This is a genomic window from Komagataeibacter oboediens (genome assembly GCF_003207815.1).
GTDB classification, from domain to species: Bacteria; Pseudomonadota; Alphaproteobacteria; order Acetobacterales; family Acetobacteraceae; genus Komagataeibacter; species Komagataeibacter oboediens.
The window spans coordinates 98365-112880 of sequence record NZ_NKTX01000005.1 but is presented as its reverse complement, the minus strand read 5'-3'; the positions used below and the strand labels follow the sequence as shown (position 1 = coordinate 112880).

15 protein-coding genes and 1 tRNA gene are annotated in these 14516 nt (G+C 63.4%); 11 read left to right on the top strand and 5 right to left on the bottom strand.

From position 1 onward, the window contains the following. The first annotated feature begins 58 nt into the window (after positions 1-58). The 3 genes from CFR80_RS20125 (at position 59) to CFR80_RS05050 (ending at position 2929) form a co-directional block, all read left to right on the top strand. A complete protein-coding gene (locus tag CFR80_RS20125; RefSeq protein WP_373636457.1) occupies positions 59-340 on the top strand; it encodes a hypothetical protein in 282 nt (93 codons plus the stop codon). Between the two features lie 98 nt (positions 341-438). Beyond that, the gene (locus CFR80_RS05055) at positions 439-1395 is read left to right on the top strand and encodes a bile acid:sodium symporter family protein (RefSeq protein ID WP_010513434.1); all 957 of its coding nucleotides are present in this window, start codon (positions 439-441) and stop codon (positions 1393-1395) included. A gap of 100 nt (positions 1396-1495) precedes the next feature. Continuing rightward, complete coding sequence (locus CFR80_RS05050; RefSeq protein ID WP_010513435.1) at positions 1496-2929, top strand: pyridoxal phosphate-dependent decarboxylase family protein; 1434 nt, start codon at positions 1496-1498, stop codon at positions 2927-2929. Between the two features lie 158 nt (positions 2930-3087). On the opposite strand, the gene CFR80_RS05045 is transcribed toward CFR80_RS05050, so the two are convergent. The 3 genes from CFR80_RS05045 to CFR80_RS05035 form a co-directional block, all read right to left on the bottom strand. Further along, on the bottom strand, positions 3088-4983 hold the full coding sequence (locus CFR80_RS05045; RefSeq protein WP_110507127.1) for a cobaltochelatase CobT-related protein: 1896 nt from the start codon (positions 4981-4983) through the stop codon (positions 3088-3090). An 18-nt stretch (positions 4984-5001) separates the two neighbouring features. Then, entirely contained in the window at positions 5002-6027 is a 1026-nt protein-coding gene (gene cobS, locus CFR80_RS05040) for a cobaltochelatase subunit CobS (RefSeq protein ID WP_010513437.1), read from the bottom strand. A 130-nt stretch (positions 6028-6157) separates the two neighbouring features. Next, positions 6158-6787: a J domain-containing protein gene (locus CFR80_RS05035; RefSeq protein ID WP_010513438.1), complete on the bottom strand. Its 630-nt coding sequence runs from the start codon at positions 6785-6787 to the stop codon at positions 6158-6160. A gap of 79 nt (positions 6788-6866) precedes the next feature. On the opposite strand from CFR80_RS05035, the gene CFR80_RS05030 reads away from it, so the two are divergent. Both CFR80_RS05030 and CFR80_RS05025 read left to right on the top strand, forming a co-directional pair. Further along, the gene (locus tag CFR80_RS05030) at positions 6867-7181 is read left to right on the top strand and encodes a BolA family protein (RefSeq protein WP_029329296.1); all 315 of its coding nucleotides are present in this window, start codon (positions 6867-6869) and stop codon (positions 7179-7181) included. Next, positions 7178-7804: a LolA family protein gene (locus CFR80_RS05025; RefSeq protein ID WP_110507126.1), complete on the top strand. Its 627-nt coding sequence runs from the start codon at positions 7178-7180 to the stop codon at positions 7802-7804. Before CFR80_RS05030 ends, CFR80_RS05025 begins: the two co-directional genes overlap by 4 nt. A gap of 3 nt (positions 7805-7807) precedes the next feature. Here the strand turns inward: CFR80_RS05025 and lipB are convergent, their stop codons facing one another. Next, positions 7808-8518, bottom strand: a complete 711-nt coding sequence (gene lipB / locus CFR80_RS05020) for a lipoyl(octanoyl) transferase LipB (RefSeq protein WP_042658774.1) — start codon at positions 8516-8518, stop codon at positions 7808-7810. A 60-nt stretch (positions 8519-8578) separates the two neighbouring features. Between lipB and CFR80_RS05015 the strand changes: the two genes are divergently transcribed. From CFR80_RS05015 to moaA, 5 genes are all read left to right on the top strand, one after another. Continuing rightward, positions 8579-8664 (top strand) — tRNA-Leu (locus CFR80_RS05015). A 443-nt stretch (positions 8665-9107) separates the two neighbouring features. Beyond that, on the top strand, positions 9108-9977 hold the full coding sequence (galU, locus tag CFR80_RS05010; protein ID WP_029329297.1) for a UTP--glucose-1-phosphate uridylyltransferase GalU: 870 nt from the start codon (positions 9108-9110) through the stop codon (positions 9975-9977). Beyond that, positions 9974-11383, top strand: a complete 1410-nt coding sequence (pgmG, locus tag CFR80_RS05005; RefSeq protein WP_010513443.1) for a phosphoglucomutase/phosphomannomutase PgmG — start codon at positions 9974-9976, stop codon at positions 11381-11383. The genes galU and pgmG overlap by 4 nt, the downstream gene beginning before the upstream one ends. A gap of 130 nt (positions 11384-11513) precedes the next feature. Beyond that, a complete protein-coding gene (locus CFR80_RS05000) occupies positions 11514-11735 on the top strand; it encodes a DUF3553 domain-containing protein (protein ID WP_010513444.1) in 222 nt (73 codons plus the stop codon). A gap of 11 nt (positions 11736-11746) precedes the next feature. Next, positions 11747-12778 (top strand): GTP 3',8-cyclase MoaA, encoded by a 1032-nt coding sequence (gene moaA, locus CFR80_RS04995; protein ID WP_010513445.1) that lies wholly within the window; start codon positions 11747-11749, stop codon positions 12776-12778. 14 nt (positions 12779-12792) lie between these two features. On the opposite strand, the gene CFR80_RS04990 is transcribed toward moaA, so the two are convergent. Further along, positions 12793-13650, bottom strand: a complete 858-nt coding sequence (locus CFR80_RS04990; protein WP_010513446.1) for a methyltransferase domain-containing protein — start codon at positions 13648-13650, stop codon at positions 12793-12795. Positions 13651-13705: 55 nt separating this feature from the next. Here CFR80_RS04990 and CFR80_RS04985 point away from each other — a divergent pair, with 55 nt between their 5' ends. Next, positions 13706-14470, top strand: a complete 765-nt coding sequence (locus CFR80_RS04985; RefSeq protein WP_010513447.1) for a ComF family protein — start codon at positions 13706-13708, stop codon at positions 14468-14470. Positions 14471-14516: the final 46 nt, after the last annotated feature.

The following is a 14516-nucleotide window of genomic DNA, read 5'->3' as shown; positions in this document are numbered from 1 at the left end:
GCCCTTCCATGATCGGGGTGGCGGCGGATACGAAATAATCCTGCGAACATCCCTGTGAATGATGACCCGTCAGCGTCGCCAGCATGACGAGAGAGGCCACATCCTCCATATCCCGCAGCGCCTGCGGGGGCAGCCCGGTGCCACTGGCCGCAATGTCGGTGGCATGGAATGTCTGGTCCGCATCCCCAGCCAGCGACAGGTCGTAGCCGTGCCCCGCAAGGGCACCATTGCCATGGGGCTGACTGCTGCCCACCTGCACATGGCCGCATGTGGCTGGCAGGGCCGTGGCCCCGGCCGGCCCGATGCAGGACAGGACGGCGAGGGCGGTAGTGATGAATAATGTCTTCATTTGCGGCACAAGTTGGCGTGATTACGCGCCGGATGCAATCGGGTATGATATGCCCACCGCCATGATGAAACAGCCATGCCCACGCCGCCATGCTGCGCCGGATTGATTCCTTCCTTGCCTGCCTGCTGACCACCGTAGCGCTGGCAAGCGTGCTGCCCTGTCGCGGGGATGGGGTCAGGGTCTTCAATATCCTTGCCATCATCATGATCGCGAACATGTTTTTCCTGCAGGGCGCGCGCCTGTCCCGTCGCGCGGTCATGGAGGGAATGCTGGGGTGGCGACTCCATCTTGCCATCCTGTCATGCACGTTTGTCATGTTTCCCCTGCTGGGCATGGCGCTGCATGCGGCACTGCCGGGCATGCTGGATGCGCCCATGTGGACGGGCGTGCTGTTCCTGTGCTGCCTGCCATCAACAGTGCAGTCCTCCATCGCCTTTACCTCGATTGCACGGGGCAATGTGGCCGCCGCCATCTGTTCGGCCACCCTGTCCAACATACTGGGCATTTTCCTGACGCCACTTCTGGTAGGGATCGTGTTTGGCCGGCATGGCACGGGTAGTGGCGGCGGGATCATGCCCATCGTGCTGCAGCTGCTGGTCCCCTTCATCGCGGGGCAGGTGGCCCAGCCATGGATCGGGGCATGGGCGCACAGGCACAAAAAGCTGCTGTCCTTTTCCGACAGGGGATCGATCCTCGTGGTGGTCTATACCGCCTTCAGCGAAGCCGTGACGCAAGGACTGTGGCACCGACTGCCGCCGCTGCAGCTTGGTCGGGTGGGAGTGGTGGATGCCGGACTGCTGGCAATCGTGCTGGGGCTGACCATGATGGCGGGGCGACTGTGCCGTTTTCCCCGCGCCGACCGGATTGCCATCATATTCTGCGGGTCCAAGAAATCGCTGGCATCGGGCGTGCCGATTGCCAGCGTGCTGTTTTCACCCCGCGATGTCGGGCTGATTGTCATGCCGCTCATGATCTACCATCAGGTCCAGCTTTTCGTATGCGCCACCCTGGCGCGACGCACGGGTGCGGAAGGGGATGGAGACTGATTGCATCCTTTCCCCCTCGCGCCCACACGCGCGGCCCGGTATGTAGGGCACGCCAGACAGGCCAGACGGGCCTTGCAACCGCAGGATATGGTGGAGAGAGATGACAGGACTGGATCCGGACAACTGGGATGGGCTGCGCGCCCTGGGCCATCAGATGGTGGATGATATGATCGACCGCCTGTCCACCCTGCGCGACCGCCCGGTCTGGCAGCCTATGCCCGACGCCCTGCGTGCGCGGCTTCGCACCGGTCTGCCGCATGATCCGACCCCGCCGGAAGAGCTGTACGCCCGTTTTCGCGAACTGGTCGAACCCTATTCCACCGGCAATGTGCATCCCGGTTTCATGGGCTGGGTGCATGGCGGCGGCACTGCGGTCGGCATGCTGTCGGAACTGCTGGTTGGCGGGCTGAACGCGAATTGCGGTGGCCGCGACCACGCCCCGATCGAGGTCGAGCGCGAAGTCATCCGCTGGGCTGCGGAAATGTGCGGCTTTCCCGACACCACCACGGGACTGCTGGTGACCGGGTCATCCATGGCGAACATGATTGCCGTCATTACCGCCAGCCGTGCCGTGCCCGACGGGCTGGACATGCGCGCCAAGGGCGTGGGCACGCGCAGGCTGGTGGGATATGCCGCCGCGACCGCACATGGCTGTATTTCACGGGCGTTCGACCTGACCGGCCTTGGCACCGATGCCCTGCGCGTCATTCCGGTGGATGCGGACAACTGCATGATCCTGCCCGAACTGGAGCGCGCCATTGCCCGCGACCGCGCGGCGGGGCTGGAACCGTTCATGGTGATCGGCACGGCAGGCACTGTGGATACCGGGGCGATCGACGACCTGAACACCCTGGCCGATATCGCGGCACGTGAAAACATCTGGTTCCATGTCGATGGCGCATTCGGCGCGCTGGCCATGCTGTCCGATACGCTGCGGCCCGGCCTGCGGGGACTGGAACGCGCGGACAGCGTGGCCTTCGATTTCCATAAATGGGCGCAGGTGCAGTACGACGCGGGCTGCATCCTTGTCCGTCGCCCCGGTGCGCAGGCCGCAGCCTTCGCGCAGTCGCGCGCCTACCTTGCGCGTGAGGACCGCGGACTTGCCACCAATGCGCCATGGTACTGCGACCTTGGCCCCGACCTGTCACGCGGGTTCCGCGCGCTGAAGGTGTGGATGACGCTGGGCACCTATGGTGCGGATGGCATGGGCCGGATGATCGCCAACTGCTGCGCCATCGCCCGGCACCTTGCCGCACGTGTCGAGGCCAATGCGCGCCTGGAACTGCTGGCCCCGGTTACGCTGAATATCGTGTGCTTCCGCATCATCGCCCCCGTGGAGGACCTTGACCATTTCAACGGGGAGGTGGTGAAGGACCTGCATGAAAGCGGGATCGCGGCCCCTTCGACCACCATCATCAACGGGCGCAAGGCCATCCGTGCGGCCATCGTCAACCACCGCACCACCAATGCTGATGTGGACCATATGCTGGATGCGCTGCTGGACCTTGCGGACCGCAGGCTGACGGCGGACTAAAACGCTGTTGAGAGAAAATTAAAGAAGTTTCTGGGGCCGCTTTTTTCAGGAAGGCGGTGTTTTTTGAAGCTTTTTGCAAAAAAGCTTCACCAAACACTTCTTATGCCGCAGTTAGGTTAAAAAAAGCCCCGCTCCATACGCCGGAGTGGGGCAGGGGCCTAACCGCCGCGCCTGCGACCGCGCGTGGCTTCTTCCTCAAACAGTTCAGACAGCTTCTTCATCATCGTGCCGCCCAGTTCCTCGGGGTCGGTAATGGTCACGGCGCGGCGGTAATACCGCGTCACGTCATGACCGATGCCAATGGCCAGCAGTTCGGTACTGGTGCGGTTTTCGATATGGGCAATGACCTCGCGCAGGTGATTTTCCAGATATGATCCCGGATTGGCCGACAGCGTACTGTCATCCACGGGCGCGCCATCGGAAATCACCATGAGGATACGCCTGCCTTCCGCACGTGTGGCAAGACGCCGCTGCGCCCACAGCAGGGCCTCCCCATCAATGTTTTCCTTCAGCAGCCCCTCGCGCAGCATCAGGCCAAGATTGCGCCGCGCGCGCCGCCACGGCATGTCGGCGGCCTTGTAGATGATATGGCGCAGGTCATTCAGCCGCCCGGGATTTTCGGGCTTGCCTTCCTGCGTCCACAGTTCGCGACTGCGGCCCCCTTTCCATGCACGGGTGGTAAAGCCCAGCACTTCCACTTTCACCGCGCAGCGTTCCAGCGTACGGGCAAGGATGTCACCACACATGGCGGCCACTGAAATCGGCCGCCCGCGCATGGACCCTGAATTGTCGATCAGCAGGGTGACGACCGTATCGCGGAAATCGGTATCGCGTTCGCGCTTGTACGACAGGGACAGCATGGGATTGACCACGATGCGCGACAGGCGACCCGCGTCGAGCATCCCTTCCTCAAGGTCGAATTCCCACGCCCGTGTCTGCTGCGCCATGAGCTTGCGCTGCAACCGGTTGGCCAGCTTGGACACCACACCCTGCATGCTGACAAGCTGCTGGTCCAGCGTCTGCCGCAGGCGGAACAGTTCTTCCGCATCGCACAGATCTTCGGCGGCGATTTCCTCGTCATACACAGTGGTGAATGCGTGATAGGACGGGAGAACATCTTCCTCTTCCGCCGCGTCCTCACCCGGGCCGCCTGCTTCTTCCGACCCGCTGGCCGATCCGCCCTGTTCCCCGTCATCGGGGTCCTCATCACCTGCACCTGTGCCCTGGGACATCTGCATGGGCAGGGAATTGTCATCTTCCTCCGGCCCTTCGTCCTGGGGCTCGGGCGTTGCGTCGTCCGTCTGCTCCTCGTCATCGCTGCTGGCGGCCTCGGCTTCGGCCGTGCCATCGTCGGCCGCCTCATCGGGCGTGGTTTCCTGCTGCATCAGGTCGCACGCCATAAGCAGCCTGCGCGCGGCCTGCGCGAAATCATGCTGGCTGTCCTGCCGCTCCACCATTTCATCCAGCGCGCGCAGGGCGGCTGGTGGCAGATCATCGGACCACGCCTTCATAAGGGTACGCATGGATGCAGGCAGGGGACGGCCGGACATCCGCTCACGCGCCAGCAGGCCAAGGGCAAGCGGCGTTGGCAGCTTTGTATGGCTGGACAGGCGATCCAGCCCCATATCCGCGCATTCCTGCGCCAGACGGGCATCAAGGTTGGCGGCAACACCCGCCATGTGCCGCGCCCCAAGGCTTTCGACACGCGCCTGTTCCAGCGCGTCATATACCTCGCGCGCTTCGCCTGCAGGGGGCATGGCGCTGGCATGCAGCGCCACGTCATGGTGACGCAGGCGCAGGGCAGCGGAATCGGCCGCGCCACGCATGCGGGTCATGTCCGCATCCGTCATCTGCCGCGAGGGCTGGGGCAGGCGGACATGCGTGCCGGTAACCGACGCCCCGGACGGCACCGGCCCGTTGAGGAACGAGACCTCGGCCTGCGCCTGACCGCCCAGCGCGCGTACTGCGCCTACCGTCGCACGCTTGAAGCCTTCGGCCCGACGGGCATCCTGCCCGTCCTGAGGGGTGGGAGGTTTTTTCCGGTTTTCACGCATGCCGTGCCTGCCCTGTCATCAGCCCCTGGGCGCCAGCGGACTGGCGTTGAAGCAGCGCTGGTAATATTCCGCCACCGTCGGGCGTTCCGCCTCGTCACATTTGTTGAGGAAAGTAACGCGGAACGCGAAGGCAAGATCGTTGAAGATACGATAGTTCTCGGCCCAGCTTATGACCGTGCGCGGTGACATGACGGTGGAAATATCCCCCGCGATAAAGCCCGAACGCGTCAGATCCGCCAGTGCGACCATGCTTTCCACCCGCCTGCGCCCGGCTTCGTCCTTTTTGGGATCAATGCCCATCTTGCCCATCACGATGGCCGTTTCCTGCGCATGGGGCAGGTAATTCAGCGTGGTGACGATGTTCCAGCGGTCCATCTGGCCCTGGTTGATCTGCTGCGTGCCATGGTACAGCCCCGTGGTATCGCCCAGACCGACCGTATTGGCAGTCGCGAACAGGCGGAAGAACGGATGGGGACGGATCACGCGGTTCTGGTCCAGAAGGGTCAGGTGCCCCTCGATTTCCAGAACGCGCTGGATCACGAACATCACGTCGGGACGGCCGGCATCGTATTCGTCAAACACCAGCGCGCAGGGGTGCTGCAGGCCCCACGGCAGCAGACCTTCGCGGAATTCGGTGATCTGCTGGCCATCCTTCAGCACGATCGCGTCCTTGCCGATCAGGTCGATACGCGAGATGTGGCTGTCGAGGTTGATGCGCACGCTGGGCCAGTTCAGCCGGGCCGCAACCTGCTCGATATGGGACGACTTGCCCGTGCCGTGATAACCCTGAACCATGACGCGGCGGTTAAAGGCAAACCCTGCGAGGATGGCCAGCGTGGTGTCATGGTCGAATTTGTAGGACGGGTCGATATCGGGCACATGATCGGTCCGGACCGAGAAGGCGGGAACCTTCATGTCGCTGTCGATACCGAACACGTCCCGCGCCGAAACCTGCAGGTCGGGTGCGGACACGGCCGAAATATCGGGAAGCGGCGTGCCATTGGCGTCCGCTGCGGCGGTTATCAGGTCTGCGGGTTCGTTCATCTGCTTTTTCTCGTCCGTCGCTTCATCTGTTCTGGCCCGCCATGACAGCGCAGGGCGCGGCATATCGGGTCATGGAGTTATAGGCTGACATGTAACGATCAGCCAGTGCACGGTTTCCGTGGGCAGCCCGTCAGGCGCTGCGGGCCATGCCATCGCGCCCGGCAGTGGCGACAAGATGGGCGCGCACCGTGGCATAGGCGATATTGATGCCCTTGAACCGTTCTTCCGCCTTGCGGTCCCCCCCATTGGTGTCGGGGTGATGTCGGCGCGCAAGGTCCTTGTACCGGGACTTGAGTTCATCCATGGATACCGGCCAGCCAAGGTCCAGCACGCCCAGCGGGTATTTCAGCGCCTGTGGTGCCTCCGCCCGGCTGTCTTCTTCGCGCCGCTGGCGCGCGCGGCTTCGTGCACGCGCCTTTGCAGCCCCCTTCAGCAGGTCGAGCGGGTCAAGCACCTCCTCCTCGCTGAAGGCATGGGCGGCGTTGCCCTGTCCCAGTTTCCATGACGGCCGGTTCCAGGACGCATCGGCACGGATATGCGCCTCGATCTGGCCGGGGGTCATGCCGCGGTAGAAGTCCCAGTTTGCGTTGTATTCCCGGACATGCTGAAGGCAGAACCAGAAATACTTGTTCAACGCATCGCGCGAACGCGGGGCGCGGTAACCCGCCGGCTGGTCGCAGCCATGCATGTCACAGCAGCGATCAGGCGCGTCGGGTTCGGGGTCAAAGGCGCGGTGCCGGGTGTTCCTTCTCTTCATCATTGTCGTTATGTGCGCCTGTTCATGCTTCGTGCAAGAGCGAAGCTGTGCAATGAATGATCCCGCTATCATGGAGCCGCCAATGGAACAGCAAGCAACCGGCCGGGCCGGACGGATCGAACGCATCATACGCGAACATCTCGCCCCCGTGGAACTGCGCATACATGACGACAGCGCCCGCCACGCCCATCACGTCCACGTGCGCGATAATGGCGTACAGGCAGGGGAAAGCCACTACAACGTGCTGATTGTCAGCCCTGCATTCGACCAGATGGGCCGGGTGCAGCGATCGCGCGTGGTGCATGACCTGCTGGCGGACGAGTTCGCGGGCGGCATGCATGCCCTGTCGCTCGTGCTGCGCACGCCACAGGAACAGGCGCGGATGGACGCGGCATGAAGCCCGCCTTTCCCTTCGCCACGCGGCGGTTGATGATGGGCGGCCTGCTGACCCTGCTGGCCGCATGCGCCGGAACGCCCGTCCAGCAGGCACCCGACCAGCAGGCGGACATCGCGCGGGTCGAGGCCTATCTCAATACATCAAACGGGCTGCAGGCCAATTTCGTGCAGACCTGGCCCGATGGCGGAAAGGGGCAGGGGGTCATGCATTACGATCCGGGCCGCCTGCGGCTGGATTACGAAACACCGGGATCAATGAAGCTGGTTGCGGCCAGTGGGCACCTTCTGTTCGTGGACCACCGCCGCGAATCGGTCACCCGCATGTCGCTAGGCCACCAGCCGCTTGGCCTGCTGCTGGAACAGCCCGTGCACCTGTCGGGACAGATCGCGGTAACAGCGGTGCAGCATGGGCAGAACAGCCTGCAGGTTTCGCTGGCGCGACGCGACAGCGAATCACAAGGGATTCTGACGCTTGGCTTTTCCGATATCGGCGGCAGGCTGTCGCTGCTGGTGATCGAGATGACGGATGTGGAACGCCAGCACATCCGCCTCGACCTGACGGACACCACCGTCAGCGGCCAGCCATGGCCTGACGCAATGTTTACCCTGTTGGCCAGCAACTAGACGTTACCCGGCGCGTGGGGCGCCCTCCTGCGTGCCGGGAATCGGGCCGAAGCATTCGGGCCACGTGGCCGCAAGGGCCGCGTCCACTTCGTCCATACTGACAGCCTTGCCCAGCTTCGCCAGGCTGGTGACACCGTATTCGCTAATGCCGCAGGGCACGATTCCACCAAAATCGCTGAGGTCTGGGGCGACGTTGATCGCGATTCCATGCCAGCTGACCCAGCGCGAGACACGTACGCCAATGGCCGCGATCTTTTCCTCGCGCCCCGTGGCGGGATCGACCACCCAGACCCCGATGCGGTCCGCGCGGCGTTCGCCCACCACGTCAAAATGGCGCAATGTGCGGATGATCCATTCCTCCAGCGTATGGACATAGGCCCGCAGGTCACGCGCTGGCGCCATGCCGTGCGCCCGGGTCAGGTCCAGCATGGCATAGGCCACCCGCTGCCCCGGCCCGTGATACGTCCACTGCCCGCCGCGCCCGGCAGGATAGGTAGGATAGCCGCGCGGATTGAACAGGTCCGAATCCTTTGCTGATGTCCCGGCGGTATAGGTGGGGGGATGTTCCAGCAGCCAGACGCGTTCAGGTGCGCTGCCGGCGCGTATGCCACGGGCCTGGGCCTCCATTTCCGCAAGCGCGGTGGGGTAGGGCACCAGATTTGCCGCCCTATGCCATAAAAACTCGTTTTCAGTCATTGCCCACGCGCCCTCCATCGGTTATACGCCCCTTCATCGTCATGACGGTATCGCCCAGTCGATCATCGTTGTCACGTTGCGGCCATGGCGGAATGGTAGACGCGCAAGCTTGAGGTGCTTGTGGGGGAAACCCCGTGGAAGTTCGAGTCTTCTTGGCCGCACCAACCTGATTTTCCTGAAAACTGACGAAACGCTCCACATCTCCCCATCGGGGTAGGGTGTCTGCACGCGCCTGCGTCCGTGGACGGCAGGTATCCCGCGGCCGAAATTGGCCTGTTTCGCACATGTGGCATGCAGGGGCGGCATGGAGCGGGATGCTTCATGTCATAAAAAAGTCACAATATTTCCGCACAAACGGCAGGTATTTATCTCAGATGGTATGAACATCCACAGGCAACCTGACGCGCCGCGCGAATGGTTACAAAAGGTGTCATATCGGCAGCGGGTGCTGGCGTGCTGGAGGAATCGTGATTTAAATCATGTTTGGTCCTGATAAAGCACGCTACATCATTGCCATCTGGTAACACCCTGTTACCTGTTTTCATTATGGAAACGGGGCATCAGTCGGTATTGCCTGTTTCTGTCATGCATCTTGAGGTAAATATTAGTGATTAAGCCCCTTAAAAAAGCCGTATTGCCGGTTGCCGGTCTTGGAACGCGCTTTCTGCCCGCAACCAAGTGCGTGCCCAAGGAAATGCTGACCGTCGTCGACCGTCCGCTGATCCAGTATGCAATCGATGAAGCACGCGAAGCAGGGATCGAGGAATTCTGCCTCGTTTCCAGCCGGGGCAAGGATTCCCTGATCGACTATTTCGATATCTCCTACGAGCTGGAAGACACGCTGAAGGCCCGCAAGAAGGCCTCCGCGCTGAAGGCGCTGGAAGCCACCCGCGTCACCCCGGGCTCCATGCTGTCCGTGCGCCAGCAGGAACCGCTGGGCCTGGGCCATGCCATCTGGTGCGCGCGCGAATTCATTGGCAACGACCCGTTCGCCATCCTGCTGCCTGATGACGTGGTGCAGAGCAAGAAGTCGTGCATCGGCCAGCTGGTTGAAGTCTACAACAAGACCGGCGGCAACGTTCTGGCCGTGACCGAAGTCCCGCGTGAACAGACCGGCAGCTACGGTATCCTTGACGTTGGCAAGGATGATGGCAAGACCGTCGAGGTCAAGGGCCTGGTTGAAAAGCCCGACCCGAAGGACGCACCGTCCACCCTGTCCGTCATTGGCCGTTACGTGCTGACCGCCGACGTGCTGAAGCACCTTGCCAAGCTGGAAAAGGGTGCCGGTGGCGAAGTGCAGCTGACCGATGCCATGGCCAAGACAATCGGCCACGTGCCGTTCCACGGCTATCGCTACGAAGGCAAGCGTTTCGACTGCGGCAGCAAGATCGGCTTCCTGGAAGCGCAGATCGCATTCGCGCTGGAGCGTGAAGAACTGGCGCCGGGCGTGCGTGAATTCCTTACGAAATACAAGTGATCTTCCGGCACCGTTTTGATCCGACCAGCCTGCGGGAATATGACATCCGCGGGACGGTCGGCAGGACGATCGGCCCGGAAGACGCCTATGCCATCGGCCGCACGTTCGGTAACGTCGTGGCCGGTGATGGCGGCAGCACTGTCGTCATCGGATATGACGGACGCCTCTCGTCCCCCTCTCTCGAACGTGCCCTGGTGGAGGGGGCCATGGCGTCCGGCATGGACGTGGTCCGCATTGGCTGCGGTCCCACACCCATGCTGTATTTTGCCTCTGCCCAGCTAAATGCGGACGGGGCGATCATGGTTACGGGCAGCCATAACCCGCCTGATCATAACGGTTTCAAGCTCGTCCTGGCCAACAGGCCATTCTTCGGCCCGCAGATCCAGATGCTGGGGCAGATGGCCGCCACGGGCAATATCGGGGCACATAAGCCCGGCACGACCCGCACGCTGGAAGTAAAAGGCGCGTATATCGACCGGCTGCTGCGCGACCGTAGGGGCGATACCCGCCCGCTAAATGTCATATGGGATTGTGGCAACGGGGCCGCGGGCGATGTGCTGTCGCTTCTGGTAAGGCGCCTGCCGGGACGCCACCGCGTGCTGAATGCCGCGATTGACGGCCATTTCCCTGCCCATCATCCTGACCCGACCATCCCCGCAAACCTGCAGCAGATGATTGCGGCCGTCCGTCAGGACAGGGCCGACCTTGGCATTGCCTTTGACGGGGATGCGGACCGTCTGGGCGTGGTGGACGATACGGGCGAAATCCTGTTGGCGGACCAGCTTCTGATGATCCTCGCACGCGACATGCTGCGTGACCACCCCGGTGCAACCATCATTGCCGACATCAAGACCAGTCAGGTGGTGTTTGATGAAATCACGCGTAGCGGCGGCCAGCCCTGCATGTGGAAATCCGGCCATTCGCAGATGAAGACAAGGATGGCCGAAACCGGCGCATTGCTGGCAGGCGAGATGTCGGGGCATATTTTCTTTGCCGACAGGTGGTACGGATTTGACGACGCGCTATATGCCGCGCTCCGGCTGCTGGATGTCGTCTCCCGGCTGGACGGTCCGCTATCGGCAGTACGGCGTGCATTACCCCATACCGTTTCCACCCCCGAACTGCGTTTTCCCTGTCCCGATATGCGCAAATTCGACGTGATTGCGGAAGTCGCCACCCGGCTGGAACAGGCTGGCGCCACTGTATGCGATATTGATGGCGTGCGTGTCAGCACGCCGGATGGCTGGTGGCTGCTACGCGCGTCCAATACGCAGGCATCCCTTGTCGCACGGGCGGAAGGAACGACACAGGCCGCGCTGGACCGGCTGACGGCAGCACTTTCGGCGCAACTGGCGCGATCTGGCGTGACGCTGCCCGATTTTTCCCACCACGCCACTCCCCATTGAAACTGCCCTGACCAGAAACGTCCGTCTTATACGCTTGATGCTCCGTGGCCGGGCTGGGTATGTCCAGCGCAGGCGGTTTTTTTGTTGAATGCCGGGCCATGGGGTTTAATAAGACCCGCACCGGTCCGATATGCCGGTCATGACCCCCATGCAGGAACCGCGCGATATAATGGCCACCCCTTCCTTCCGTTCATTTCTTGTGCCGGGGCAACTCGTAAGCCACCCCGATCACCCGGAATGGGGCGAAGGGCAGGTGCAGTCCGCCATCGGGCACCGGGTAACGGTCATGTTTCCCCATGCCGGCAAGATTTTGGTTGATGCCACGGTCGTGCAACTGACCGTGCTATCGTAAGGGAGGGCTGCATGAATCCCGCATTGCTGGCTGCCCCGTTACCTGATTCCTACGGTCGCCTGCTGACCTACCTGCGCGTATCGGTCACGGACCGGTGCGACATGCGCTGCATCTACTGCATGTCCGAAGACATGACATTCCTGCCAAAGGCCGAGATCCTGTCGCTGGATGAACTGGCCCGGCTGTGCGCATCCTTCATCCGGCACGGCGTGCGCAGGCTGCGCGTGACGGGGGGCGAGCCGCTGGTGCGGCGCGATGTCATGGGTTTTTTCCGTGAAATGGGTGGATGGCTGGGCCGGCCGGACGGGCAGGCGGGGCTGGATGAACTGACCCTGACCACAAATGCCAGCCGCCTGGCCGGATTTGCCGACGGGCTGCGCGCATGCGGCGTGCGGCGGGTCAATGTCAGCCTGGATTCCCTTGATCCCGACCGGTTCGCGCGCATTACCCGACGCGGCAACCTTGCCCGTACGCTGGACGGTATTCGCGCCGCACGGGAGGCGGGACTGGATATCCGCATCAATACCGTGGCCATGGCGGGGATAAACGCGGATGAATTTGACACCCTGATTGCATGGTGTGGCGAAATCGGCGCGGATCTGTGCCTGATCGAAACCATGCCCATGGGCGAGACGGGCGAGGACCGGACCGACCATTACCTGCCTTTGTCAGATGTGCGTCGCGACCTGCAGCAGCGCTGGACGCTGGAACCGCTGTCCTACCGCACCGGCGGCCCCGCACGGTATGCCCGCATTGCCGAAACGGGGCGCAGGATCGGCTTCATCACGCCCATGACCCACAATTTCTGCGAAAGCTGCAACCGTGTCCGCCTGTCCTGCACGGGGCGGCTGTATACCTGCCTCGGGCATGAGGGCTCGACCGACCTGCGCGCGCCGCTCCGCGCCGGGGCGGATGACGTGGACATGATGGATCACGTCCGCGCCGCCATCCTGCGCAAGCCGCGCGGGCATGATTTCCTGATCGGCCGCAATGCCGATGATCCCGCCCGGGTCACACGGCACATGAGTGTCACGGGCGGATAAGGGCACACGCCATGTCACGGCGTCCCGCGCAGCGCATCCTCCAGGCTTACGCTAAACTGCCCCGGGCGCAGGGGCTGTGGCTGCGTCGGGGCAGGGGACCAGCCCGTCATGACCGCCATATGCAGGTCCTGCTCCAGGTTCCCGTCCTCATCCACAGGCAGGTGCTCCAGCGCCCTGGCCAGCAGGGCCGGATGCGTCAGCCCGCGCGTGCGTTCGCGCAGGGCGTTCGTCTCCCCACCGTGGCGCAGGTCGTGCAGCAGACCCAGTGGCGTGCGATAGGACAGATGGATCACATCAGCGTCCACCACGGGCAGGGCAAACCCCGCGCGCTGCAGCAGCCCCGCGCAGTCACGTACCCCCGGAAAGGGGGAAACGCGCGGCGAAACCCCGCCACGCTGTGCCATTTCGGCGTCCATCAGCGTACGCCGCAGGCCAGCCAGCGTAGGCAGTACCGGCATGCAGGCCAGAAACAGTCCGTCCGGGGCCAGTATGCTGCGCACCTGCGCCAGCAGGCCCGGCAGGTCATTGACCCAGTGCAGCGACAGGCAGGCCACCACAAGGTCGAAGCTGTCAGGAGCGAAAGGCAGCCATTCCGCATCCATGCATACCGCGGGCCCACTGTCTTCCGCGCACATGGACCACGACAGGTCGGTGGTGACGGTGGGGATGTGACGTGCCCGCAGGGCGGGTGCGACAACGCCCCGCCCGCCAATGTCCAGCGCCGCGCCAAAATGACGTGTGACATCATCCAGCCGGTCCAGCAGCCGGTCCGCCGCTTCCGCCAGCACGGGCCGGACATGGCCGACAGTGGCGGCCGCGCGGTCGCGGTGCAGGCGCACGGCATGACGGTCAAATATCTGCGGCACATCCATCGTTCCGATGTGCCCTCATGCCCTGCCGCTGCCAAGCCCACGATCGTGTGAAGGCATGAACCACCGCGCATCCCCCTGGTGGCGACGGGCCGGCACGCGCATGCTGGACACGCTGTTTCCGCCCCGTTGCCTTGGCTGCGGGGCCGATGTCATGCAGGCAGGGCTGTTATGTGGGACATGCGTCAGCCAGCTGCACCTGATCACATCCCCGTATTGCCACCGCTGCGCGCTGCCGTTTCCCTCCCGCGCCGCAGGCGGACCGACGCTGACCTGCACCACATGCGCCGAAACCCCGCCGCCATGGCACGAAGGGCGCGCCGCAATGGTCTATGACGACGTGCCACGTCGCCTGATCCTGCCGCTGAAATATGCAGACCGGACGGAAAACGCAGTGCTGCTGGCGCGTTACATGGCGGCAGCAGCCACCGGTCTGGTGCACAAGGATAGCATTTTCATACCCGTGCCCCTGCACCGGCTGCGCCTGTTTGCCCGGCGGTACAACCAGGCGGCGCTACTGGCATGCGCGCTGGCGCGACGGACAGGGGCCATGGCCCTGCCCGACGGGCTGGAACGCCTGCGGGCCACGCCCACGCTGAAGGGGAAGGGCAGGGCGCGGCGGCAGGACATCATGCAGGGCGCGATTGGCGTGCGCGCCCACAGGGGTCGTGACATTGCGGGACGGCATGTCATCGTGGTGGATGATGTCATGACCACGGGCGCAACCCTTGCGGCATGCGCCCGCAGCCTGCGCGACGCAGGTGCGGCACGGGTTGATGTGCTGGCCGCCGCCCGTGCCTGTGGCCAGCATGAACAACAATAGGGTAAACTGCACACCCAGACCCACCCGCCACAATGGTGGCGGACAC